This is a genomic window from Streptomyces sp. NPDC023157 (genome assembly GCF_055560575.1).
In genome coordinates, this window is sequence record NZ_JBVHIL010000002.1 from 1 (window position 1) to 23,766 (window position 23,766).

The following is a 23,766-nucleotide window of genomic DNA, read 5'->3' on the forward strand; positions in this document are numbered from 1 at the left end:
CGCGGCCGCGTTCTTCCAGGCCTGCGGCATCACCCGCATCGAACGGGTCCTGACCGACAACGCCTGGGCCTACCGCAAGGGCCTGGCCTGGAAGGACGTCCTCGCCGACCTCGGCGCGACCGGGAAACTCACCCGTGCCTACCGGCCCCAGACCAACGGCAAGGTCGAACGCTTCAACCGCACCCTGCTCGACGAATGGGCCTACCAGCGGCCCTACACCTCGAACCACGAACGGACAGCGGCCCTGGCAGACTTCCTCCACACCTACAACCACCACCGCAGCCACACCGCACTCGACGGACACCCGCCCATCAGCCGCGTCAACAACCCTGCAGGTCAATACACCTAGAGGCACAAAAAGAGGCGCCCGACCTGGGCTTTTGCCAGTCAGGCGCCTCTCGCTCGCCCTATCGGGAGCGAGGCCGCGTTCGTATCGAAACCCCTGATTCCTCCCACCGGTGTCCCGTTCCCGACCAGCGCTTCCGGACCGGTCGCGGACCCGGACACCGACTCACCGCGCAGGCGCCTCGCCCCGGCTGACGCAGTCCTGCTCCTCGATGGACTGCTCGATGAGGCGGTTGGCCTGCTCACGGGCGTCGTCCAGGTCCAGGCCGTCCGGCCCGCGCTCCAGACGGAGCAGGGGACGGGCGCCGGGGTCGTGAGGACGGGCGCGACGCGGGTGCGCGATCCGGGTCACACCACCGAGCGCTGCTTCGCGTCGACCCGCAGCAGGCACCGGGGGCGCCCGAGGCCGGTCTCGCTCGGATGGTCGCCCTCGGTCAAAGGGGCGAGCGATCGGGTGACCAGGGCGACGGTCCGTGCCGCTTCGCGATCACCGGCCTCGAGATCGGACCCGCCGTGAGCACGTGAGCGAAGATGCTCGGCGCCGGTCCGCTCCGGGCGACACGCAGGGCCAGGCCCTGCCGCCGACGGAGCCGGTCGTCCCCTCGGCGGCAGTGTCCTTCCCGGTTCCCGCCGTCAGCGCTTGGCCGGCTTCACGTTCTTGTCGACGCCGTTCACCCGCACGGCGACGGTCGCCTGCGTGGGCGCCCGGTCGGCCACGATCCGGTAGGACGTGACCTTCCCGTCCCGCCATTCGCAGCTGACCTCGTAGCCGCCGCGGGCGCGCAGGCCCCTGAAGGACCCCTTGGCCTTCCATTCGTCCGGCAGTGCGGGCAGCAGCCGGATGACGCCGTCGTGGCTCTGCAGGAGCATCTCCGCCACGGCGCCCGAGATGCCGAAGTTGCCGTCCATCTGGAAGGGCGGATGATTGCAGAACAGGTTGGGCAGCGTGTTGAACGTCAGCAGTCCGCGCAGCATGATCCCGGCGCGGTGCCCGTCGCCGAGTCGGGCGAAGAGGGCCGCCCGCCAGGGCCAGGTCCACGAGCGGCGGCTGTCGCCCGTCACCGTGGCGGCCGTGAACGGGACGCCGTCCCGCTCCCCGCACCTCGCCTTGAGCGAGACCAGGGCGGCGGCCGCGAGGTCCGGCGTCCTCGTGGTGATCTGCCGGCCCGGGTAGACCGCGAAGAGGTGTGAGGTGTGACGGTGGGTGTCGGTGGGGCTGTCGATGTCCTCCTGCCACTCCTGCAACTGCCCCCACCGTCCGATCCTGTTCGGCGCGAGGCGCGCCTGCATGTCCGCGACCTTGGCCCGGTAGGCGGGGTCCGCGCCGAGTACCGCCTCGCAGTCGAGGTAGTTCTGGAACAGGTCCCAGATGATCTGCTGGTCGTACATGACCCCGTCCTCGCGCGGCCCGTGCTCGGGGGACCAGCCGTTCGGCGCGACGAGGAAGCCGTCCTCGCGTTCTTCGAGGTGCCCCTCCCAGAACGTGCAGATCTCCTTGATCATCGGGTGGGCGACGGTGCGGAGGTAGACCATGTCCTGGGTGAACGCCCAATGCTCGTACAGGTGTTGCGCGTACCAGGCGCTCGCGACGGTGTTCCACTCCCACGCGTTGCCGCCGAAAACGCTCTGGCTGGTACGGGCGGTCCACCCCCGGGAGTCCGCTCCGAAGGCGTTGCGGGTCGCCACGCGGCTGGGGACCGCCACCTGCCGGACGAACCCGACGAGCGCCTCGTGGCACTCCGGCAGGTTCGTCGTCTCGGCTCCCCAGTAGTTCATCTGCACGTTGATGTTGGTGTGGTAGTCGGAGGCCCACGCCGGCGCGTTGCTGTCGTTCCAGAGCCCCTGGAGGTTGGCGGGCAGCCCTCCCGGGCGCGAGGAGCTGATCAGCAGGTAACGCCCAAGGTCGAACATCGTCTGTTCGAGGGTCGGGTCCTGCCCGCCTGCCGCGTACCGAGCGAGCCGGACGGGGGTGGGGAGGGCGACGACGGCGTCACCTGTGGTGCCCCAGTCGACGGAGACACGGTTCATGAGGGCCCGCGTCCCGGCGATGTGCTCCTCGCGCAACTCGTCGTAGGACCGGGCGGCCGCCGCGTCGAGCGTCCTCGCGACGACCGGTTCCGGATCGACTCCGCGCCATCCGGCGGCGGCGTCGAGCTTGTAGTCGGTGCGGGCGTCGAGCAGCAGAGTCAGGCTCGTACAGCCGCTGAACCGGAGCGTCGCCCCCTCCGCGCGCACCTCTCCGTCCGCGTGCGCGACGTGGAGGGCGCACGCGTGCTTGAGGCCGTTGCCCATGACGCCGCGGAAGGCGATCCTCCCTGCGGTGGCGTCGACGGTGGTCGGAGCCCCCTCTTGTCCGGACGTCAGGGAGATCACGCCGGACAGCCCCCGGTCGGCGTCCGAGGTGTACCGGAAGACCATGACGTCCGCGGACCGGCTGGCGAAGGCCTCCCGCAGGGCGCGCCGTCCCGGCGCGCCGAAGCGGGTGGCGTGGAGGCCCTGGGCGAAGTCCAGGGCACGCTGGTAGTCGACGAACGTGCGCAGAGTGCGGGTGTCGAGACCCGTGCCCGCCAGGGCCACCTCCGCGATCTGGAAGCCGGTGGACGCCTTGCCGGGGGTGAAGGTGATCCGGTAGGTGCGGTAGGCCGTGGTGTTGGTGATCCGGTAGGTCCGGGTCTCACCGCGGCCGGCGAAGGACGCTCCCGGGTTCTGGGCGTCGAGGGTCACCCAGACCTGCCCGTCCTGCGACGCCTCGAACACCCACCTCCGGGGGTCGTCCTGCGAGCGGTCCGGGGCCGCCGTCAGCGCGTACGACGTGACGACGGCCGCGCGGGGCAGGTCCGCCTGCCAGACGACCGCGGGTGCGCCTCCTTCCACCCGCCAGACGGTGGCGGGATCGGCGTCCACCGAACGCGAGATGTCCTGCGCCCTTGCCTCGGCGCCCGATCCCTCGGAGTGTCCGCTCGGCGAGGACAGGTACATCGCGCCTCCCCCGACGAGGTCGACTCCGGGCAGGGCTATCTCGCTCACCTGGAAGTGGCTGACTCCGGCCTTGGGGACGAAGTCGAAGCGGTAGAAGCGGTAGGCCCCGGTGCCGCCACAGGTGAATTCCTTCGTCTGGAAGCGGCTCTCGAAAGGTGCCGCAAGAGTGCGGCTGTCCAGCGTGGTCCAGGTGGCGCCGTCGGAGGAGCCGGACAGCGTCCACTCCTGCGGGTCGCGCTCCGGAACGTCGTTGGCGCTCGTCAGACGGTAGGTCGCGACCGCGACGGGGTCGGGCAGCTCGACCTGCCACTGCACCTTCGCGCCCGGTCCCTCGATGCACCACTTGGTGCTCGGCGTGCCGTCGTACGTCTTGTCGACGCCCTCCGTGGAGGAGGTCCGGTACGGGCCTCCGGGCGCCGTGACCTGCGGGCGGGCGTGGAAGGTGACCACGACGTCACCGAAGTTCCGGTAGGAGCCGAAGCCGGTCATGCCCGTGTCGAAATCGCTGTCCGGCTTGCCCGCGAGGGCGTTGTCGTAGTCGTTGACCCCGCCCCACAGGCTCTGCTCGTTGAACTGGATGCGCTCCTGGTCGGGGTCGGCGAAGAGCATGGCGCCCAGTCGGCCGTTGCCGATCGGCAGGGCCTGTGACTGCCAGTCCAGGGCAGGGACGGGATACTTCAGCGCCGTACGGGAGAGGGTCGGCCACTGGAGGACCGCGGCCGTGGGGGCCGTCGCGGCCGCGGCTTGTCCGGCCGGCGTCCAGTCGGTCAGCTGAGTGACCAGAGGTGCGAGTGCGAACGCACCACCGAACTTGAGGATGCTCCGTCGCTGCGGTCGGACCTCATCGGTCATGGCAGGGTCTCCCATCCATGGAGGGGTTCTCTTGCGGGGAAGTGGGGGCTCAACGGCTTTCGCCGAAGGCGTCGTCATCTTTGCGGCGCAAGAGATCCGATGTCTAGAGTCGTGCACCACCCATGACACCCTTAACTCGGCAGCGAGACACCGCACATGGGGGTATACATCGGAGGTTTAATGCGGTCTCTCGTCCTCGATCACGACGATGTCCAGAATCCTCGGCCCGTGCACGCCCTCCACCCGGTCCAGTTCGATGTCGCTGGTGGCCGAAGGCCCCGAGACCAGCGTCAGCGGTCGGTACGGGTCGAGCAGGCCGAGCGCCTCGGGCACGTCGGGGGCGATCCGGTCCGCCCTGATCACGCAGACGTGCTGGTCCGGCAGCAGGGTCAGCGCCCTGCGGCCCTGACCGGGGCCGTGGTCGAGGGCCACCGTGCCGGTGACGGCGATGCCGACGGCGACGGTGGTGACCACGGCGTCCGCGGTGTCCAGTCGGCCGACCGTCAGGGGCGGCGCGTCCACCAGCCACGTCCACGACCCCTCCGGGAGCAGATCCGCGGGAAATCCGGGCGGCACGACCACGGACCGCGCTCCGGTACGCGCCAACGCGCGGCCGACCGCCGCGGCGGCGTCGGCCGCCGCCACCCGGACCACCACGGCCCGGTACTCGGCGGCGCGCTCGGCGAACAGTCCGACGACGTCCGGCCCCGCGTGGTCGGCGCCGGGACCACGCGAAGGAGCGTCGTCGGGACTCTCGGAGTCCGGCACGCCGGCCAGCGCCACCCTCACCGCGCCCAGCACGGCCTCACGATCACTCATCGTCGTTCCTTCCCTTCGGTCTCCGTACGGCCTTCGTCTCGCGTGCCCGTCCTCGTACGGCGCCACCAGGCCCGCATCGACTCCCGGGGTGGCACGGGTGTGTCCCGGGTGCCGGACCAGCGGGCGAACGGCCCCGGCAGCGCGCCGATCCGGCCGTCGCGGGACAGCAGGCGGGCCCCGAGGACGGCCAGCCTCTGGACAGCGGCGAGCCGCCTCGGCGAGGACAGGACGGCACTCGCGGCCTTCATCGCCAGCGCCTCCGGGGTGGGCAGCAGCCGACTCCGCCGCTCGGCCTCGACGACTTCGGCTCGCAGGTGGACCAGCACCTCCGGAATGTCGATCTTCACGGGGCAGGCGTCGTAGCAGGCACCGCACAGGGTCGAGGCGAAGGGCAGCGAGGCGGCGTTCTCGACGCCGACGAGCTGCGGGGTCAGGACGGCGCCGATCGGCCCGGGGTAGACGGAGCCGTAGGCGTGACCGCCGGTGCGCTCGTAGACCGGGCACACGTTGAGGCACGCCGAGCAGCGGATGCAGGCCAGCGCCTGACGGCCCACCTCGTCGGCCAGGGTGGCGGTGCGGCCGTTGTCGAGCAGTACCAGGTGGAAGCTGCTGGGCCCGTCTCCGTCGGTGACGCCGGTCCACAGCGAGGTGTACGGGTTCATGCGCTCGCCGGTCGAGGAGCGCGGCAGCAGCTGGAGGAAGACATCCAGATCGGCGAAGGCGGGCAGGACCTTCTCGATGCCCATGACCGTGATCAGGGTCTCCGGCAGGGTCAGGCACATCCGCCCGTTGCCCTCCGACTCCACGACCACCACCGTGCCGGTGTCGGCGGCGGCGAAGTTGGCTCCGGAGACGGCGACCTTGGCCCGGAGGAACTTCTCCCGCAGATGGAGACGGGCGGCCTCGGCGAGATCGCGCGGGTCGTCGGTGAGCGTGTCGGGTGCCGGCCTGCCCCACTCCCCCATCTCCCGTCGGAAGATCTCCCGGATCTCGGAGCGGCCCCGGTGAATGGCCGGCACGAGGATGTGTGAGGGGCGGTCGTCTCCCAGCTGCACGATGAGTTCGGCGAGATCGGTCTCATAGGCGCGGATGCCGGCGTCGGCGAGCGCCTCGTTGAGTCCGATCTCCTGGGTGGCCATCGACTTGACCTTGACGACCTCACGCTCGCCGGTCGCCCGGACCAGCTCGGTCACGATGCGGTTGGCCGCCGCGGCGTCGGCGGCCCAGTGCACCGTTCCGCCCGCCGCGGTCACAGCCTCCTCCAGGCGCAGGAGGTAGTGGTCCAGGTGACGGAGCGTGTGCCGTTTGACGGCCGCGGCCGTCTCCCGCAGCTCCTCCCAGTCCTCGAGTTCGGCGGTGACCGCCAGCCGCTTGTCCCGGATGGTGCCGGTGGCCCGGCGCAGGTTCGCACGCAACCGGGTGTCGGCGAGCGCTCCGCGCGCGGCTTCGGGGAAGGCCGGGGCGCCCAGCCACACGACGTTGTCGGCACCGCTCACCGTGTGTGTCCTTCCGTGGCGGCCAGGATCTCGGCCAGGTGCAGGGTTCCGACGCCCGTACGGAGGCGGGAGAGTCCGCCGCCGATGTGCGCCAGACACGAGTTGTCACCCGCGCACAGGAACTCGGCGCCGGTGTCTTGGACATGGCGCATCTTGTCGGAGAGCATGGCGTTGGACACGTCCGCGTTCTTCAGCGCGAAGGTGCCGCCGAAGCCGCAGCAGGATCCGGCGTCGGGCAGTTCGACGAGGTCGATGCCCTTCACCGCGCGCAGCAACTGCAGGGGCCGGTCGCCGACCCGCAGCATGCGCAGCGAGTGGCAGGTCGGGTGGTAGGTGACGCGGTGTGGGAAGTACGCCCCGACGTCGGTGACGCCGAGCACGTCGACGAGGAGTTCCGACAGTTCGTACACCGTCGGCACCACCCGATCGACCGCCTCGGCGAGGGCCGGGTCCCCGTACTGGGCGGCCACCACGCGGTGGTGGCCGCGCACCATGCCGGCACATGATCCGGAAGGGGCGACGACGGCGTCGTAGCCCGCGAAGACCTCGGCGAAGCGGCGCACCAGGGGCACGGCCTCGGGGCGGTAGCCGGTGTTGAAGTGCATCTGGCCGCAGCAGGTCTGCCCTTGCGGGAACTCGACGGTGTGGCCGAGGCGCTCGAGGAGTGCGGTGACCGCGCGGCCCGTCCGGGGGAACATCGTGTCGTTGAAGCAGGTGATGAAGAGGGCTATGCGCATGGTGCTTCCTTCGGCGTACCCGGGGAGCCTGTGACGGTCAGCCCGTAGGTCCGCGTGGCGGTTCCGGCGAAGACCTCGTGGCGTTCCGCCGGATCGAGCCGCGCCGTCACCGCGTGTGCGGCGCCGAGGACTTCGGCGTAGGTGGCCGCGAGACGGCAGACGGGCCAGTCGGATCCGTAGATCAGCCGCTCCGGCCCGAAGGCGTCCAGGACCGTGTCGGCGTACGGCGCGAGGTCGTCCGGGGTCCATGAGTCCCAGTCGGCCTCGGTGACCATGCCTGAGAGTTTGCAGACGGTGTTGGGCAGGGAGGCGAGCCGTCGGATCCGCCGGGTCCAGGGGGCGAGTTCACCGGATCCGATGGGCGGTTTGCCCAGGTGGTCGAGGACGAAGGTGAGTCCCGGCAGGAGTGCGGCGGCCTCCGTCGCGGCCGCCAGCTGATGGGGCTTCACCACGAGGTCGTAGACGAGCCCGGCCTCGGCGACCGCGGCGAGACCGCGCAGCACGTCGGGGCGGGTGAGCCAGCGAGGGTCAGGTTCTCCCTGCACCTGGTGACGGATGCCGACCAGATGGTCGCCGCCCGGTCCTCCTCGCAGGCTCGCGAGTGTGTCGGCGACGTCGGCGGCGGTCAGGTCGGTCCAGCCGACCACACCGGCGACCAGGTCGCTGCGCGCGGCCAGGGACAGGAATTCCGGGGTCTCCTCCGGCACGGTGATCGTCTGCACCAGCACGGTGGCGACGACTCCGGCCGCGCGGGCCTCGGGCTCCAGGTCGGCAAGGGTGAAATCACGCCGCAGCGAAGCCAGTTCGGGTCCGGAGATCCAGTCCTGGTCGCGTACGGACAGCTCCCAGAGGTGGTGGTGGGCATCGACGACGCGGAGCTCGGGGTAGGGGGTGGTCACAGCTGCCACACCACCGGCAGCGAGGCTTCCGCTCCCTCGGCGGAGTAGTCGTGGGCGACGTCCAGGAGTCCCGCCATCCGCGCCTGCCAGGCGATGTTGACGGGCAGCCTCCCGAGCGCGGCGATCATCGCCGTGTAGTCGTCGACCTCGAGTGCGTGGAACAGATCGGTGCCGCTGCGCCAGATCGTCCACTCGCTCACGCCGGCGGCGCGGATGGCGTCGGTCAGCTCCTCGGGCACCTCGCGGTGCGCCGCCTCGTACTCCTCCACGCGGTCGGCGCGGACCCTGGTGTGCAGGGCGACCCTCATGACTCCTCCTTCGACGGTGCGGCGTGGGGAACGGGGACACCCGCCGCGAGGAGACCCTCGGCGCGCAGTTCGTCCCACAGCGCGTCCGGGACCGGCCGGCGCAGCTGCTCCACGGTGTCACGCACCTCCTCGGGGGACCGTGCGCCCGTCAGGACGCTTGCGACGGCGGGGTGACCGAACGGGAAGTGAAGGGCGGCGGCGCGCAGCGGGACGCCGTGGCGTCCGGTGATCTCCAGGAGCCGAAGGGCACGGTCGAGCACAGGCTGCGGGGCGGGCGCGTAGTCATACGTGGCACCCGGTCTCGGATCGGTGAGCAGGCCGGAGTTGAGTACGCCTCCGATGATCACGTCACGACCGCGGGCGGCCGCCTCCGGCAGCAGCTCGCCGAGCCCGTCCTGATCGAGCAGGGTGTAGCGGCCGGCGAGGAGGACCACGTCGATGTCGGTCTCGCGCAGGAAGCGGGCGGGCAGCGCGGACTGGTTCATCCCGACGCCGATCGCCCCGACCACGCCTTCGGCGCGCAGCCGCTCAAGGGCCGGGTACGCCTCGCGCAGGGCCTGCTCGGCGTGGTCGTCAGGATCGTGCAGGAGGGCGAGGTCGACACGGTCGAGGCCGAGGCGGTCCAGGCTAGCCTCCAGGGAGCGCAGCACCCCGTCGGCGCTGAAGTCCCAGACTCGACGGTGGGTCGCCGGAACGGCGAAGCCGTGGGCGAGGTCGTCGCCGGCGCGGCCCTCGGCGTCGGGCACGAGGAGGCGGCCCACCTTGGTGGAGAGGGTGTACGCGTCTCGGGGGCGGCCGTGCAGGGCCGCCCCCAGGCGCCGCTCCGACAGGCCCAGACCGTAGTGGGGTGCGGTGTCGAAGGTGCGGACGCCGGCGTCCCAGGCGGCGTCGACGGTGGCGCGGGCCGTCTCGTCGCTCACCGGCTCGTAGAGGTTGCCGAGGGCGGCGCAGCCCAGCGCCAGGCGTGAGCCCCGGAGGGCATCGCCGCCCGCGGTGGTGGTCCTCACTGGCGGACCGCCGGGCGCAGGCGCAGTCCTTGCATGCCGCCGTCGACCGCGAGTGCGGTGCCGGTGACGCTGGCCGCGGCGGGACCGGCGAGGTACACGATGGCAGCCGCCACCTCCTCGGCCGTGACCAGTCGGCCCATGGGCTGGCGGCCTTCGAGGGCGGCGCGCTCGGCCCGGGGGTCCTCGGCGGCTTCCAGGAGCCGGCCCACCCAGGGCGTGTCGGCGGTGCCGGGGTTGACGCAGTTGACCCGGATGCCCTCGCGGACGTGGTCCGCGGCCATGGCGAGGGTCAGGGACAGTACGGCGCCCTTGCTCGCGGAGTACAGGGCCCGCTGCGGCAGCCCGGCGGTGGCCGCGATGGAGCAGGTGTTGACGACGGCGGCGTGTGCGGATCGGCGCAGATGAGGCAGGGCGGCCCTGGTGGTGCGGACCATGCCGACGACGTTGACGTCCAGGACGCGGTGCCACTGCTCGTCGTCGTTGTCCTCGACGGTCCCGGCGGCGCCGATGCCCGCGTTGTTGACGAGGATGTCGATCCCGCCCAGTCGCGCGGCGGCGGTGTCCACAGCCGTGCGTACCGAGGCGTCGTCCCCGACGTCGGCCTTGAGGGAGAGCACCGGTTCGGGCACGCCGGCCGGGTCGAGGTCGAGCACGGCGACCGCCGCGCCGCGCGCGGCCAGCGCGCGGGCCGTGGCCAGTCCGATGCCGGAAGCGCCGCCGGTGACGACGGCCCTGAGGCCTGACAGCTCGGTCATGCCGCGTTCTCCTGTCCGGTGCGGTCGGCGACCCAGAACGTTCCGTCCGGGTAGCGGTACTCGGCGATGGACTCCGCCCGCATGGCGGCGGAGAAGCCGGGGGCGAGCGGCGCGGCGTAGTGGCCGTCGCGTATCACCACGGGGTCGGTGAAGTGCTGGTGGAGGTGGTCGACGTATTCGATCACGCGGTTCTCCGTGGTGCCGGACAGTGCGAGGTAGTCGAACATCGACAGGTGCTGCACCAGCTCGCACAGCCCCACCCCGCCGGCGTGCGGGCAGACCGGCACACCGGACTTGGCTGCGAGCAGCAGGATCGCGAGGTTCTCGTTCACGCCTCCCACCCGGGCGGCGTCGATCTGGAGGACGTCGATGGCGCCGGCTTCCAGGAGCTGCTTGAAGACGACACGGTTCTGGACGTGCTCGCCCGTGGCGACCTTCACCGGTGTCACGGCCTTGCGGATCGTCGCGTGGCCGAGGATGTCGTCGGGGCTGGTGGGCTCCTCGATCCAGTACGGGTCGAATTCGGCGAGGGCGCCGGTCCAGTCGATCGCCTCGTTCACGTTCCACCGCTGGTTGGCGTCGATGGCGATGCGGATGCCGGCGCCGACGGCGGCACGTGCGGTGCGCAGTCGTCGGATGTCGTCGTCGAGGTCGGCGCCGACCTTGAGCTTGATCTGGGTGAAGCCGTCCGCGACCGCCTGCCGGGCGAGCCGGGTGAGCTTGTCGTCGGAGTAGCCGAGCCAGCCCGGGGACGTGGTGTAGCCGGGGTAGCCGCGTTCCAGCAGCGCCGCCTCGCGTTCGGCGATCCCTGCGCGCCCCTCGCTGAGGAGGTGGAGGGCTTCCTCGGGTGTGAGGGCGTCGGCGATGTAGCGGAAGTCGACCTGGGAGACCAGCCACTCCGGCTCGGCGTGGGCGAGCAGCTGCCACAGCGGCTTGCCCTCGCGCTTGGCGGCGAGGTCCCACACGGCGTTGACGACGGCGCCGATCGCCATGTGCATCACGCCCTTCTCGGGGCCGAGCCAGCGCAGCTGGCTGTCTCCGATCAGGTCACGGCTGAGGGAGCCCGGGTCGGCGCACAGTTCCGCCACGGGGCGTCCCACCACGTGGTGCCGCAGCGCGTCGACGGCGGCGACCTGGACGTCGTTGCCGCGTCCGATGGTGAAGGTGAAGCCGTGTCCTTCGAGCCCGTCGGTCGCGTCGGTGCGCAGGATCAGGTAGGCGGCGGAGTAGTCGGGGTCCGGGTTCATCGCGTCCGAGCCGTCCAGCTCCCGTGAGGTCGGGAAGCGGATGTCGAAGGTGTCGACCGCGGTGATCCGGGCGGGAGTTGCAGTCAAGGGGGTGCCTTTCACGCTTGGCCGAAAGTCTGGCGCTGGCTGCCGAGCCCGTCGACGGACAGCTCGACGGTGTCGCCGGGAGTCAGGAAGGGGGTGCCGGGCAGGCCGAGGGCCACGCCGGCGGGCGTGCCCGTGTTGATGACGTCGCCCGGCTCCAGGACCATGTACTGGCTGAGGTACGACACGATGTGGTCGACCGGGAAGATCATGTCGCCGGTGTGGCCGTCCTGCCGCTTCACACCGTTGACGCTGAGGTGGAGTCCGAGGTTCTGGGGGTCTCCGACCTCGTCTGCGGTGACGAGCCAGGGGCCGAGGGGGTTGAAGGTCTCGCAGGACTTGCCCAGGTCCCACTGGGGCGAGTACTCCAGTTGGAACTCGCGCTCCGACACGTCGTGGCTGACCGCGTATCCCGCGATCACGGCTCGCGCGGCGGCCGGCCCGTCGAGGTAGCGCGCCCGGCGGCCGATGACGACGGCGAGTTCGACCTCCCAGTCCGTCTTCACCGAGCGGCGGGGGATCAGCACCTCGTCGTACGGGCCCACGACCGTGCCGGGGTCCTTCATGAACACGACCGGTCGCGAGGGGAGCGGCGCGCCGGTCTCGGCGGCGTGGTCCCGGTAGTTCAGGCCGACGCAGACGACCTTGCCGGGGCGGGCGACGGGTGCCCCGATGCGTAGTCCTTCCGGGTCCAGCTCGGGCAGCGATCCCTCCGCCAGCGCCGTACGAGCCCGGTCGAGACCGCCCGAGGCGAGGAAGGCGCCGTCGATGTCGGAGGCCACGGAGGAGAGGTCGAGCAACCGGCCGTCGTCGGTGCGGACGGCGGGCCGCTCCTCACCGGGGGCACCGACACGTAGCAGTTTCACAGGACAACTCCCTTGCCATGGCTGGTTCGTCGAGGAGGTCGACCGCAGGTGTCTTCGACGGCCCGCGTCCTCAGGCTTCGGACACGGTCATCGGAGGTATGGCGGCAGCGCGACTGTAGACACAAGGAGGCGGGACCCGCAACGGATACATCCGATGTATCTCGGAACTCCAGGCCTGACGTCCGGTAAATCGTTGCGAGCGGACCCTTGTCAACGTCGGCAACACCGTCGTAACGTCCTCGACGTCCGGGATACATCGGAGGAATACGAGGTACCTCCGCATCCACTCGCCTCCGAAGCCTCGGCCACCGGCTGGACCTCACGTGCCTTTCCCCGGGCACGGTCCCGCACGCCACGCGCCGGGCCGCCCTCCGCCCGGACGGCGGGCTCGCCCTCCCCGGCAGGCGAATCCGCCACCTCCCACCCTCGCTCTGCGGCTCCCCCGCCCCGGCTCAGGAGAGAACACGGTCATGAAGCTCGCTCGCACCCGTTCCACCGCCACGGCAGCCGTCGCCGTCCTCGCGGCGCTGTCCCTCGCCACCGCGTGCAACCGCGAGGGCGCGGACTCGGCCGCCTCCGGCAGCGGCAAGCCCGCCATCGGCATCGACCTGCCGCGCTCCGACTCCGACTTCTGGAACTCCTACGCGCAGTACCTGAACAAGGACATCGCGTCCGGGGGTGTCCACACGCTGCCCCTGAGCAACTCGCAGAACGACGTCACCAAGCTGGTCGCCAACGTGCAGGTGTTCCAGAACACCGGGGCCAAGGCCGTCGTCATGGCGCCCCAGGACACCGGAGCCGTGGCCTCGACCCTCGACACCCTGTCGGCGGCGAAGATCCCGGTGGTCAGCGTCGACACCCGGCCGGACAAGGGCGACGTCTACATGGTGGTCCGGGCCGACAACCGGGCGTACGGCACCAAGGCCTGCGAGTTCCTCGGCAAGCAGCTGAACGGCGAGGGCAAGGTCGCCGAACTGCAGGGCGCCCTGGACTCCATCAACGGGCGCGACCGCTCCGAGGCGTTCGCCGCGTGCATGAAGACGAAGTTCCCGAAGATCAAGGTCTTCGAGCTGCCCACCGACTGGAAGGGCGACGTGGCCTCCGCGAAGCTCCAGTCGCTGCTCGCCCAGAACCCGGATCTGAACGGCATCTACATGCAGGCCGGCGGCGTCTTCCTGCAGCCGACGCTGGCACTCCTGGAGCAGAAGGGGCTGCTGAAGCCGGCCGGCGCGAAGGGCCACATCTCGATCATCTCCAACGACGGCATCCCGCAGGAGTTCGACGCGATCCGCAAGGGGCAGATCGACGCCACCGTCTCCCAGCCCGCCGACCTCTACGCCAAGTACGCGCTGTACTACGCCAAGGCAGCGACCGAGGGCAAGACCTTCCAGCCGGGTGCGACGGACCACGGCTCCACCGTCGTCAAGATCCCGAACGGCCTGGAGGACCAGCTGCCCGCTCCGCTGGTGACCAAGGAGAACGTCGAGGACAAGGCCCTGTGGGGCAACAACGTCGGCTGACCGCCGACACCCGCGGTGGAGAGGGTGACATCGCCCTCTCCCCGCACCGCTCCCCGCGTTCCCCAGCACCCCGGCATCCGCACACGAAGGACGGTATCCACCATGGCGGACACCGCGACCGCCCCGGCGACGGGCCCCGGGCATCCGGCCCCGGTGGCCGAGGCCACCGGCATCACCAAACGGTTCGGCGCGACCGTCGCCCTGCGCGACGCCCGCATCAGCGTCGCGGCGGGCGAGTCGCACGCCCTGGTCGGACGCAACGGCGCCGGCAAGTCGACGCTCGTGTCCGTCCTCACCGGACTCCAGCGACCCGACACCGGATCCCTGCGCTTCTCGGGCGCACCGGCACCCGCCCTCGGCGACATCGACGCCTGGCGGTCCCGCGTCGCCTGCGTCTACCAGCACTCCACGGTCATCGGCGACCTCACGGTCGCCGAGAACCTCTTCCTCAACCGGCAGAGCGCCGGACCGCTGCGGCGCATCCGATGGAAGCAGCTCCGGGTCCGCGCGGAGGAGTTGCTCGGCGAGTACGGGGTGGAAGTCGACCCCGCCGCACGGGCGAAGGACCTCACCGTCGAGCAGCGGCAGTTCGTCGAGATCGCCCGGGCACTGTCCTTCGGCGCCCGCTTCATCATCCTCGACGAACCGACCGCCAAGCTCGACGCCCGTGGCATCGGCCGCCTCTTCGACAAGCTCCGCGACCTCCAGGAGCAGGGCGTCGCCTTCCTCTTCATCTCCCACCACCTGCAAGAGGTGTACGACCTCTGCAGCACCGTCACGGTCTACCGCGACGCGGCGCACGTCCTCACCGCGCCGGTGGCCGAGCTCGGCCACCAAGCGCTGGTCGAGGCCATGACCGGCGAGTCCGCCTCCGTCACGCCCGTGGCCGAGGGCAGGGCTCCGGCGGTGACGGCCGACTCGGCGGAACTGCTGACGATCGACGCGCTGACGCTGCCCGGTGCCTGCGAGGAGCTGTCGCTCTCGGTCCGCTCGGGCGAGGTGGTGGGGCTCGCCGGTTCAGCGGCCAGCGGCAACGTGCAGGTGGGCGAGGCCGTCGCCGGTCTGCATCGCGCCAGGGGCGGCAGGATCTCGGCCGGCGGCAGGACCGTACGCACCGGCAGCGTGCCGTCCGCCCTCGCCGCCGGGGTCGGTCTGGTTCCCGAGGACCGCCATCTCCAGGGGTTGGTGAACGACCGCAGCGTGGCGGAGAACGCGACGCTCACCGTCACCGATCAGCTCGGCCCGTTCGGCACGGTGCTGCCCTCCCGGACGAAGGTCTTCGCCCAGCGCATGATCCGGGATCTCGACATCAAGACCCCGGGCGCCGCCACCCCCGTCTCCGCCCTCTCCGGTGGCAACCAGCAGAAGGTCGTGGTCGCGCGCGCCCTCGCCACCGACCCCCACGTCCTGGTGGCCATCCGGCCCACGAACGGTGTCGACGTCAAATCCAAGGAGTTCCTGCTCGGCAGGATCCGACAGGTCGCCGACAGCGGCAAGGCCGCGCTGATCGTCTCCGACGAGCTCGACGACCTCAAGGTGTGCGACCGGGTCGTCGTCATGTTCCACGGACGGGTGGTCGCCGAGTTCCCGCGCGGTTGGAAGGACGAGGACGTCGTCGCCGCGATCGAGGGCGTCGCCGCCCCCGGCACCGCATCCCCTGCGTCCGGCACCGACAAGCACGGAAGGTAGTCATGTCCGCCACCACAGATCTCACCGAGCCCGCGACGAGCGCGACGGAGCCGGCCGCAGCGGACCCCGTGCGTCGCCGCGTCGACCTCGGCCGCTTCCGCGAGCTGTCCCTCGTCCCCGCCATCCTGGTGCTCGGCCTGATCGGATTCATCGTCTCGCCGGCCTTCCTCACCGCCGACAACCTCATCGGCGTCGCCCAGCAGTCCACCGAGCTGAGCCTGCTCGTCCTCGCCACGACGTTCATCCTGATCTGCGGGCGGATGGACCTCTCCCTGGAGTCGACCATCGGTGTCGCTCCCCTCGTCGCCGTCTGGCTGGTCCTGCCCACCAGCGGAGGCCGGTTCAGCGGTCTCGGGCTCCTTCCCGAGTGGACGGCCGTACCCCTGTGCCTGCTCGTCGGCGCGCTGATCGGCGCCGTCAACGGATTCCTGATCCTCAAGCTGCGCCTCAACGGCTTCATCGTGACGCTGGGGGCCCTCACCATGCTGCGCGGCCTCCAGGTCGCGCTGTCCGAGGGCCAGTCCATCATCGACCTGCCGCCGTCGTTCACCTATCTGGGCAAGGCGTCCTGGCTCGGCGTACCCGCCGCGATCTGGGTCTGCGCGGCGCTCTTCGCCATCGGTGGCAGCGCGCTGGCCTGGCTGCGGCACGGCCGGGCCCTCTACGCCATCGGCGGCAACCCCGAGGCGGCCCGCACCGCCGGCATACGCGTCGAACGGATCGTGTGGATCGCCCTCGTCGTCGGCGGTGTGCTCGCCGCGTTCGCCGGCATCCTCTACAGCGGCCACTACGGCTCCATCTCCGCGACCCAGGGCAGCGGCTGGATCTTCCAGGTGTTCGCGGCGACCGTCATCGGCGGCGTGAGCCTCAACGGCGGCAAGGGGTCGGTCTTCGGTGCCCTGACGGGTGTACTGACCCTCCAGCTCGTCGTCAACGTCATGACGCTGGCGGGGGTACCGCCCTTGTGGAACCAGTTCCTCAACGGCCTCATCATCATCGTCGCCCTGGTCATCTCCCGCTTCGCCTCCGGCGAGAAGCAGGAATAGCCTCACTCCACGAACGGCTCCGCCCGGCCCAGCAGCGGGCGGAGCCGCCACCCCGTACACACCCGGCTTGGAGACACGCTCGTGGCACTGACCGACGAGGCCATCGACAAGATCAAGGCGATGATCGTCACCGGAGAACTCGCACCCGGTTCCCGCCTTCCGAAGGAAGAGGTCCTCGCCGAACAGCTCGGCCTGTCCCGCAGCTCGCTGCGCGAGGCCGTCCGGGCTCTGACCGCCATGCGGATCCTGATCACCCGGCAGGGCGACGGCACGTACGTCTCCAGCCTGGAGCCGCACCTGCTCCTGGAGAGCCTCTCCTTCGCGGCCGACGTCTCCCAGGGGCAGACCGCCCTGCAGCTGCTCCAGGTCCGCAGGCTTCTCGAACCGCAGGCCACCGGACTCGCCGCCGCCCTGCTGCAACCGGACGATCTGACGGAACTGCGGCACCTCCTCGACCAGTGCCGCTCCGCGGCCACCGTCGAGGAGTTCGTCGCCCACGACATCGCCTTCCACCTCAGGATCGTCGAAGCCGTCGGCAACCCGGTGCTGTCCATGCTGCTGTCCGTGCTCTCCACCCGTACCCAGCGCGTGCGCATCATGCGCGGCAGCCGGACCAGCCACGCCCTGGAGAACGCCCACAGGGACCACGAGGAGATCCTCCGCGCACTGGAGGCACGGGACACGCTGCTCGCCGTCTCCACCGCGACCACCCACATCAGCGCCGTCGAGCAGTGGCTGGCAGCCGGCCTGGACGACAACTCGCTGGGATCCATCGACGACTGAGCGACCGCGTCGGGCACACGCTGTGGCGCGAGCGCTGTGGACGGCCGGCAGGGCTGTCCAACCGACTTCCAGCCCGTCTCGCCCTTCCGGTGACGCGCGGAAACCTGTCAGGTTCTCGCCAAGCCGGGTCCGGGCGGCGTCGGCGTCTTCTTCGGCAGGTGATGTCCGCAGCCCCCTGGCCGCGGCCCGGCACCGCCGGTGGCCCTCCCGCCTCCCAGGGGCGACGGACGAGTCCCTTCCGAGGCACTGGAGAGAGCCGAGGGGCCACGGGAACCGCCCAAGAGCAAGCAGCCACAGGCGCCTTGCGGCGACGGTCGTGACACCGGCCGCTGCCGCCGCGCTGCCCGGCCGGTGCCGCCGACCAGGACCACGTCCTGCCGACGATGAGGCTCGACGAGCCGTTACACGTACTGGGCGGTCCTGCTCCCCAGCTTCGTCAGCCCCTTCGGGGTCTACCTCTCCCGCATCTACGCGTCGGCGTCCGTCCCCGACGAACTGCTGGAGGCCGCGCGCATGGACGGTGCCGGTGAGCAGCGGGCCTTCTTCCGCATCGCGCTGCCGGTGATGACGCCGGCGCTGGTGACGGTCTTCCTGTTCCAGTTCGTGAGCGTCTGGAACAACTACCTGCTGCCCGCGCTCATGCTCAACGACGCCTCGAAGCTGCCGGTCACCGTCGGCCTGGTCCAGTGGCGGTCGGAGTTCGCGAACGGTGTGCCGCCGATGCTTCCGATCACCGGGGCGTTCGTCTCCCTGGTCCCGCTGCTCATCGCCTTCGTCTCGTTGCAGCGCTTCTGGCGCAGCGGTCTCACCGCGGGCGCCGTCAAGTAGCAGCCCCCACCCACCCGAAGTCCCGTTCCGTAGAAGGGCAAGCCATGGATAGCCCACGCGCCCGGGCCACGTGCGCCGTACTTCTCAGTGCCTCTCTGCTCACCCTCGGCGGTACCGTCCCCGCCGCAGCCGGGCCGATGGCGACGGCCGCCCCCAGGTCAGCGTCAACGGCACCGCCTTCACACCCACCGTGACGTCCACGATCACCCCCGATCACGTCGACTACGTGCTCGGTTTCCCCTCGATCGACGTCACGCTGAACGTCCGGGTGTCGGTGTCGGGATCCGTCCTGTCCTGGAAGGTCACGGGCGTCACCGAGACCGGCGCGACGAAGGTCTCCACCCTCGCGATACCGGGGCTGAACCTGCTGTCGATCCGAGGCGACCGGCCCGGCGCGCAGGTGGCCGACGCGTCGGTGTACAAGACCTACTACGCACCCGGCCCCGACATGGACACCATCGCCGCCGTGTCCTCACTGCCGACGGACCCCGCACCGCTGCACAAGGCCATCGCCCTGGTCGCGGACTCGACGATCGCGGCCGGCATCACGAGCAATTCTCTGACCTCCTTCGGCGACCCGGTGGACCCGAACCGCGGCGGCAACCTGTTGGTGCGCACCACCGGCTCCGCCGGCGTCAACACGACGGCCATCGGCTCGGACCTGTGGACCTACCGTGGTCCGGACGGCAAGGTCGTCGCCCTGCCGGAGGCGAAGGTCGTCCTGACCGGGGACGCCAATGGCACCCCCCGCATCGACTGGCAGGACGCGGCCGTCGCCTACCGGCAGATCATGACCGAGCCGGAGCAGGCGGCCCAGACGAAGAACAACGTGGTCTCCCAGATCGCGATGAACTTCGTCTCCCAGGCGCAGAACCCCTTCGTCAAGACCCTCGACGACATCAAGAAGACGGCGCTCCACACCGACGGTCTCGGCCAGTCCATCGAGCTGAAGGGCTATCAGGACGAGGGCCACGACGCCGGCCACCCCGACTACGCAGGTCACTACAACACCGCCGCCGGCGGTCTCGCCGACATCAACACCGTCGTCGACGGCGCCGCGGCCTACAACGCCATCGTCGGCGTCCACATCAGCGATGTCGGCCAGGCGCCGCGCAGCAAGGCCTTCCGCTGGGACAAGACGTACGACCCGACCAACCCCGCGCCCCCGTACATCTGGGGAGACACCGCCTTCGGCCTCGACACCGGAAAGGACCTCGCGAGCGGCGACTACGCCGAGCGGATCGCCGCCCTGGTGCACGAGGTCCCCAACCTGGGCTTCGTCTACAGCGACGCGTTCTTCCAGCAGGACAGCGTCAACTGGAACGCCTGGAAGGAGGCGAACGTCGTCGCGCGGCACGGACTGCCGATCTACACCGAGTTCCCGACGTACATGTTCCCGTACGTGTCCTGGTACCACGACTCGGCCGAGTACGACGACGTGGGCATCAACAGCCGGATCCTGCGCTTCGTCTACAACCACGACATGGACGCCTGGATCAACAACAGCGAGCCGATGCTGGCCGGCGTGCAGAACAAGGCCTCGTTCATGGGCTGGCACAGCCAGCACTCGGTGAACAAGGAGATCGCCCAGGTCTTCACCAACAACCTGCCGACCAAGTACCTGCAGCACTTCCGGATCACCGACTGGAAGGACGGCGCCATCACGTTCACCGGCGGTGTCTCCACCCGGATGAACGGCGCCTCGCCGCAGATCTGGCGCGACGGAGCCCTGGAGCGCGACGGCGACAAGTTCTTCCTCCCCTGGTCCCCGCAGGGCCAGCAGAAGATCTACGCCTGGAACGACACGGCCGAGTCACGGACCTGGACGCTGCCCAAGGCCTGGTCCGGTCAGAGCTCGGTCACCCTGTACAAGCTCTCCGACACCGGCAAGGACGCGGGTGCTCAGATCACGGTCAGCGGCGGCCGGGTCACCCTCGACCTGGACCCGAACACGCCGTACGTGATCTACCCCGGCACCCCGGTCTCCGTACCGACGGCCGGCACGTACGCCGACGGCAGCAACACCGGCGCCCCGGTGCGGCGCGCCGACACCGCCACCTCGGTGGGCTTCGGCACCGGCACGATCGTCAAGAACGGGGAGTTCTTCACCCGCGACCTCAGCGACTGGACGTCCGCCTCCACGTCCGGGGACGCGTCCGGCGTGTCCGTCGTGACCGACTCCAACGGCTTCCAGAACCTGCGGATCACCGGCTCGCACGACGGCGAGGTCACCCAGAAGCTGACCGGCCTGACACCGGGTCAGACGTACTCCGCCTCCGCGTACGTCTCGGTGACCGGCTCCCGCAAGGCGACGCTCCGGGTCGACGGAAACGGCGCCGACCCGGTCGAGAACTGGATCGACAGGCCGACCCCGGTCCAGACCGACGCGAACAACCGGTTCAGCGGCCAACGGTTCCAGCGCCTGGAGGTGCTGTTCACCCAGCCCGCCGGAGCGACCACGGCCACCCTGCACCTGATGGCCGACGCCGGCTCCGACAGCGGTGACACCGTGCTCTGGTCCGACGTACGCGCCATGGCCGACCCCGGCGCCACCCACCGGGCGGACGGGCACACCTACACCGAGGACTTCGAGCACAACACCGGCGGAGGGTTCGGCCCCTTCCTGATCGGCAAGCCCGGCGAGCCGAGCGAGATCCTCTCCGAGGCCCACGACGGCTACACCCGCGACACCATCAGCGGCACGTACTCGCTCTTCCTCCCCGGTCACTCCTACCGCGTGCAGGCGGACTACCAGAGCGACATCGCCGGGCAGTACCGCTTCCAGGTCGACGGCGAGAACGCCGCCGCCCCGATCACCGACACGCTGCTGGAGCAGACCACGACCGAGAAGCTGACCGGCGCGCCGGCGCCCGGACCCGTGCCGTCCTGGTGGACCGGCCCCTGGACGGACAGCCTGCCGCCCGTACGGTCGGCCCCGCACAGCCGCATCGACACCTCCTTCACCGTCGGCGACTGCGGGGACGTCTACCTGTCCCTCACCAGCGCCACCGACAGCAACGGCGCCGCGACCCTGGACAACCTGGTCGTGGACGACCTCGGCACCGCGGCCACCGGCCTGCCGACCTGCCGACCCGCCGTCTCCGGCCCGATCGCCGGCGTGGGCTCCGACCGCTGCGTCGACGTGCCGAACAGCGACGCCACCGACGGCACGCGCGTCGCGCTCTGGGACTGCAATGGCGGCGCCAACCAGACCTGGGCCTTCGCGGCGGACGGCACGATCCGCTCGCTCGGCAAGTGCCTGGACGTCATCGGGCACGGCACCGCCGACGGCACCGGCGTCGAACTGTGGAACTGCAACGGCGGCGCCAACCAGCAGTGGACCTACGACACCGCCGCCAAGACGTACAAGGGTGCCGAGTCCGGCAGCTGCCTGGGGGCCGTCGCCGGCGCCACGACCAACGGCACCCTGCTGGAGATCCGGCGCTGCGACGGAGGCGCCAGCCAGCAGTGGAGCCACCCGTGACGGACGCCGGCACCCGCTGACACACGTGTGACCGACAGGGTGCCGGGCACTGCCACCCGTCTGGCTGTGCCCGGCACCCCACGCCCATGACCACGACCGAAAGCACCCCTCATGAACACCCGCCCTCCCCTGACCGTCGACGGCCACCGCTTCCTGCGCGGCGGCCACGAGCACCGCGTGGTCTCCGCCGCCGTGCACTACTTCCGCATCCACCCCGGGCTCTGGCGCGACCGGCTCCAGCGTCTGCAGGCCATGGGCTGCAACACCGTCGAGCTCTACATCGCCTGGAACTTCCACCAGCCCACCCCCGGCCCGGCCCGCTTCGGCGACTGGCACGACGTCGCCGGGTTCATCCGCGAGGCCGACGCGCTCGGCCTCGACGTGATCGCCCGCCCCGGTCCGTACATCTGCGCCGAATGGGACCTCGGGGGACTCCCGGCCTGGCTGCTCGCGGACGAATCGATGCGGCTGCGCACCTCGGATCCCGCCTACCTGGCCGCCGTGGACCAGTGGTTCGACCAGCTGATCCCCGTGCTCGCCGAGCTCCAGACGTCACGCGGCGGCCCGATCGTCGCCGTACAGGTCGAGAACGAGTACGGCAGCTACGGCAACGACGCGGCCTACCTGGAGCACCTGAAGGCCGGCCTTCTCGCTCGGGGAATCGACTGCCTGCTGTTCACGTCCGACGGTCCCGAGGCACGCATGCTCGCCGGCGGCACCCTTCCCGGGGTGCTGGCCACCGCCAACTTCGGTTCGCGCCCCGACGAGGCCTTCGCCGCCCTCACCACGTTCCGGCCCGACACCCCGCTGGTCTGCATGGAGTTCTGGAACGGCTGGTTCGACCACTTCGGCGACCCCCACCACGTCCGGGACGCCGCCGACGCAGCCGAGGCGCTCGACGGGATCCTCTCCGCCGGGGGTTCGGTCAACATCTACATGGGCCACGGCGGGACCAACTTCGGCTGGTGGGCGGGGGCCAACCACACCGGCAAGACCCTGTCCGAGCCGGGCTACATGCCCACGATCACCAGCTACGACTACGACGCGCCGATCGGCGAGGCCGGCGAGCTGACCGAGAAGTTCCACGCCTTCCGCGAAGTCATCGGCCGCCATGTGAAGCTGCCGGACAGGGAACTGCCCGCCCAGCTTCCGAGGGTCGCCCCGCAGACGGTCCCCGCCACCCCGGTCGCGGCCCTGCGCGACAGCCTGGACCAGCTGTCCACACCCTCGCACCGTCCCGTACCCGAACCGATGGAGAAGCTCGGCCACCACCGCGGGCTCGTCCATTACCGCCACCGTGTCACCGGACCCGGCGGCCCCGCCACACTGACCGTCGAGGGCGTCCGGGACCTGGCCCAGGTCTTCCTCGACGGGCGCCTGGCCGGCGTGCTCGAACGCGACGACCCGAACCCGACCGTCGTGCTGGACGTCCCCGAGGGCGGTGCGGAACTGGAGATCCTCGTCGAGCCCTTCGGACGGGTCAACTACGGTCCCCACCTGGCCGACCGCAAGGGCCTGATCGCGGGCGTGCGGCTGGACCACCAGCACCTGTTCGGCTGGGACGTCCGCGTGCTCCCCCTCGACGACCTGGCCGCACTGTCCACGCCCCCCGCCGCGGTAACCGCCGACGGCCCCGTCTTCCACCGCGCCACGGTCGACCTGCCGCAGCCGGCCGACGCCTTCCTCGCCGTCCCCGACAGCCACCGCACCCTGGTCTGGCTCAACGGCTTCCTGCTCGGCCGCCTGCGCACCGAACAGGGTCCCCAGCGCACCCTCTACGCCCCGGCACCCCTGTGGCACGCGGGCACAAACGAGATCCTGGTCCTGGACCTCGCCGGCCCCGCCCGGCCCCTCACCGTCGAACTCCGTGACCAGCCCGACCTCGGACCGGTGGCGCCGGCACCCCGGTACTGACGCGTCCCGCATCCCGGACCTACCGCGAAGGGCCGGACCTACCGGCCACGGGCATCGTCCCGAGGACGGCCGTACGCGGGATGCCCTCGACCCGCGGGGCGCACGGGA

Annotated in this window: 18 protein-coding genes and 1 pseudogene; 8 read left to right on the top strand and 11 right to left on the bottom strand. The window is 70.8% G+C overall.

Annotated elements, in window-relative coordinates; translation table 11 throughout:
- On the top strand, positions 1–349 hold a 349-nt coding region (locus ACZ3ZE_RS05790), incomplete at its 5' end, for an integrase core domain-containing protein (RefSeq protein ID WP_467257562.1).
- 162 nt (positions 350–511) lie between these two features.
- On the opposite strand, the gene ACZ3ZE_RS05795 is transcribed toward ACZ3ZE_RS05790, so the two are convergent.
- From ACZ3ZE_RS05795 to ACZ3ZE_RS05845, 11 genes are all read right to left on the bottom strand, one after another.
- Entirely contained in the window at positions 512–697 is a 186-nt protein-coding gene (locus tag ACZ3ZE_RS05795; RefSeq protein ID WP_361179885.1) for a hypothetical protein, read from the bottom strand.
- A 281-nt stretch (positions 698–978) separates the two neighbouring features.
- Positions 979–4,176 carry a glycosyl hydrolase family 95 catalytic domain-containing protein gene (locus ACZ3ZE_RS05800; RefSeq protein ID WP_467257565.1) on the bottom strand — a complete coding sequence of 1,066 codons (3,198 nt, stop codon included), beginning with the start codon at positions 4,174–4,176 and terminating at the stop codon, positions 979–981.
- A 177-nt stretch (positions 4,177–4,353) separates the two neighbouring features.
- The gene (locus ACZ3ZE_RS05805; protein ID WP_361179890.1) at positions 4,354–4,995 is read right to left on the bottom strand and encodes a LutC/YkgG family protein; all 642 of its coding nucleotides are present in this window, start codon (positions 4,993–4,995) and stop codon (positions 4,354–4,356) included.
- Positions 4,992–6,491, bottom strand: a complete 1,500-nt coding sequence (locus tag ACZ3ZE_RS05810) for a LutB/LldF family L-lactate oxidation iron-sulfur protein (RefSeq protein WP_184930485.1) — start codon at positions 6,489–6,491, stop codon at positions 4,992–4,994. The genes ACZ3ZE_RS05805 and ACZ3ZE_RS05810 overlap by 4 nt, the downstream gene beginning before the upstream one ends.
- Positions 6,488–7,228 carry a (Fe-S)-binding protein gene (locus ACZ3ZE_RS05815; protein WP_467257567.1) on the bottom strand — a complete coding sequence of 247 codons (741 nt, stop codon included), beginning with the start codon at positions 7,226–7,228 and terminating at the stop codon, positions 6,488–6,490. Before ACZ3ZE_RS05815 ends, ACZ3ZE_RS05810 begins: the two co-directional genes overlap by 4 nt.
- Positions 7,219–8,127 carry an amidohydrolase family protein gene (locus tag ACZ3ZE_RS05820; RefSeq protein ID WP_361625581.1) on the bottom strand — a complete coding sequence of 303 codons (909 nt, stop codon included), beginning with the start codon at positions 8,125–8,127 and terminating at the stop codon, positions 7,219–7,221. The genes ACZ3ZE_RS05815 and ACZ3ZE_RS05820 overlap by 10 nt, the downstream gene beginning before the upstream one ends.
- Positions 8,124–8,435, bottom strand: a complete 312-nt coding sequence (locus ACZ3ZE_RS05825) for an L-rhamnose mutarotase (protein ID WP_361179897.1) — start codon at positions 8,433–8,435, stop codon at positions 8,124–8,126. Before ACZ3ZE_RS05825 ends, ACZ3ZE_RS05820 begins: the two co-directional genes overlap by 4 nt.
- On the bottom strand, positions 8,432–9,442 hold the full coding sequence (locus ACZ3ZE_RS05830; protein WP_116156996.1) for an aldo/keto reductase: 1,011 nt from the start codon (positions 9,440–9,442) through the stop codon (positions 8,432–8,434). The genes ACZ3ZE_RS05825 and ACZ3ZE_RS05830 overlap by 4 nt, the downstream gene beginning before the upstream one ends.
- Positions 9,439–10,197: an SDR family NAD(P)-dependent oxidoreductase gene (locus ACZ3ZE_RS05835; protein ID WP_093877974.1), complete on the bottom strand. Its 759-nt coding sequence runs from the start codon at positions 10,195–10,197 to the stop codon at positions 9,439–9,441. Before ACZ3ZE_RS05835 ends, ACZ3ZE_RS05830 begins: the two co-directional genes overlap by 4 nt.
- Positions 10,194–11,531, bottom strand: coding sequence for an L-fuconate dehydratase (locus tag ACZ3ZE_RS05840; RefSeq protein ID WP_093877973.1), 1,338 nt, complete (start codon positions 11,529–11,531; stop codon positions 10,194–10,196). The genes ACZ3ZE_RS05835 and ACZ3ZE_RS05840 overlap by 4 nt, the downstream gene beginning before the upstream one ends.
- Before the next feature lie 11 nt (positions 11,532–11,542).
- Positions 11,543–12,394, bottom strand: a complete 852-nt coding sequence (locus ACZ3ZE_RS05845) for a fumarylacetoacetate hydrolase family protein (protein ID WP_093877972.1) — start codon at positions 12,392–12,394, stop codon at positions 11,543–11,545.
- 470 nt (positions 12,395–12,864) lie between these two features.
- Here ACZ3ZE_RS05845 and ACZ3ZE_RS05850 point away from each other — a divergent pair, with 470 nt between their 5' ends.
- The 7 genes and pseudogenes from ACZ3ZE_RS05850 (at position 12,865) to ACZ3ZE_RS05880 (ending at position 23,658) form a co-directional block, all read left to right on the top strand.
- Positions 12,865–13,914, top strand: coding sequence for a sugar ABC transporter substrate-binding protein (locus ACZ3ZE_RS05850; RefSeq protein ID WP_361625590.1), 1,050 nt, complete (start codon positions 12,865–12,867; stop codon positions 13,912–13,914).
- A gap of 102 nt (positions 13,915–14,016) precedes the next feature.
- Positions 14,017–15,603 carry a sugar ABC transporter ATP-binding protein gene (locus ACZ3ZE_RS05855; RefSeq protein ID WP_116156999.1) on the top strand — a complete coding sequence of 529 codons (1,587 nt, stop codon included), beginning with the start codon at positions 14,017–14,019 and terminating at the stop codon, positions 15,601–15,603.
- Between the two features lie 2 nt (positions 15,604–15,605).
- Positions 15,606–16,649, top strand: coding sequence for an ABC transporter permease (locus ACZ3ZE_RS05860; protein ID WP_093877969.1), 1,044 nt, complete (start codon positions 15,606–15,608; stop codon positions 16,647–16,649).
- A gap of 81 nt (positions 16,650–16,730) precedes the next feature.
- Complete coding sequence (locus ACZ3ZE_RS05865) at positions 16,731–17,432, top strand: FadR/GntR family transcriptional regulator (protein WP_116157000.1); 702 nt, start codon at positions 16,731–16,733, stop codon at positions 17,430–17,432.
- A 405-nt stretch (positions 17,433–17,837) separates the two neighbouring features.
- A pseudogene (locus tag ACZ3ZE_RS05870) lies at positions 17,838–18,260 on the top strand (carbohydrate ABC transporter permease); the annotation flags it as partial.
- Between the two features lie 70 nt (positions 18,261–18,330).
- A complete protein-coding gene (locus tag ACZ3ZE_RS05875; protein ID WP_467257569.1) occupies positions 18,331–21,744 on the top strand; it encodes an endo-alpha-N-acetylgalactosaminidase family protein in 3,414 nt (1,137 codons plus the stop codon).
- 111 nt (positions 21,745–21,855) lie between these two features.
- The gene (locus ACZ3ZE_RS05880) at positions 21,856–23,658 is read left to right on the top strand and encodes a glycoside hydrolase family 35 protein (protein ID WP_467257571.1); all 1,803 of its coding nucleotides are present in this window, start codon (positions 21,856–21,858) and stop codon (positions 23,656–23,658) included.
- The last annotated feature ends 108 nt before the right edge of the window (positions 23,659–23,766 follow it).

What these genes read in the sequence shown, in the direction of transcription:
- ACZ3ZE_RS05805 (WP_361179890.1), bottom strand. Translation starts at nt 4,995, where the DNA reads ATGAGTGATCGTGAGGCCGTGCTGGGCGCGGTGAGGGTGGCGCTGGCC.
- ACZ3ZE_RS05815 (WP_467257567.1), bottom strand. Translation starts at nt 7,228, where the DNA reads ATGCGCATAGCCCTCTTCATCACCTGCTTCAACGACACGATGTTCCCC.
- ACZ3ZE_RS05880 (WP_467257571.1), top strand. Translation starts at nt 21,856, where the DNA reads ATGAACACCCGCCCTCCCCTGACCGTCGACGGCCACCGCTTCCTGCGC.
- ACZ3ZE_RS05850 (WP_361625590.1), top strand. Translation starts at nt 12,865, where the DNA reads ATGAAGCTCGCTCGCACCCGTTCCACCGCCACGGCAGCCGTCGCCGTC.
- ACZ3ZE_RS05835 (WP_093877974.1), bottom strand. Translation starts at nt 10,197, where the DNA reads ATGACCGAGCTGTCAGGCCTCAGGGCCGTCGTCACCGGCGGCGCTTCC.
- ACZ3ZE_RS05800 (WP_467257565.1), bottom strand. Translation starts at nt 4,176, where the DNA reads ATGACCGATGAGGTCCGACCGCAGCGACGGAGCATCCTCAAGTTCGGT.
- ACZ3ZE_RS05860 (WP_093877969.1), top strand. Translation starts at nt 15,606, where the DNA reads ATGTCCGCCACCACAGATCTCACCGAGCCCGCGACGAGCGCGACGGAG.
- ACZ3ZE_RS05855 (WP_116156999.1), top strand. Translation starts at nt 14,017, where the DNA reads ATGGCGGACACCGCGACCGCCCCGGCGACGGGCCCCGGGCATCCGGCC.
- ACZ3ZE_RS05825 (WP_361179897.1), bottom strand. Translation starts at nt 8,435, where the DNA reads ATGAGGGTCGCCCTGCACACCAGGGTCCGCGCCGACCGCGTGGAGGAG.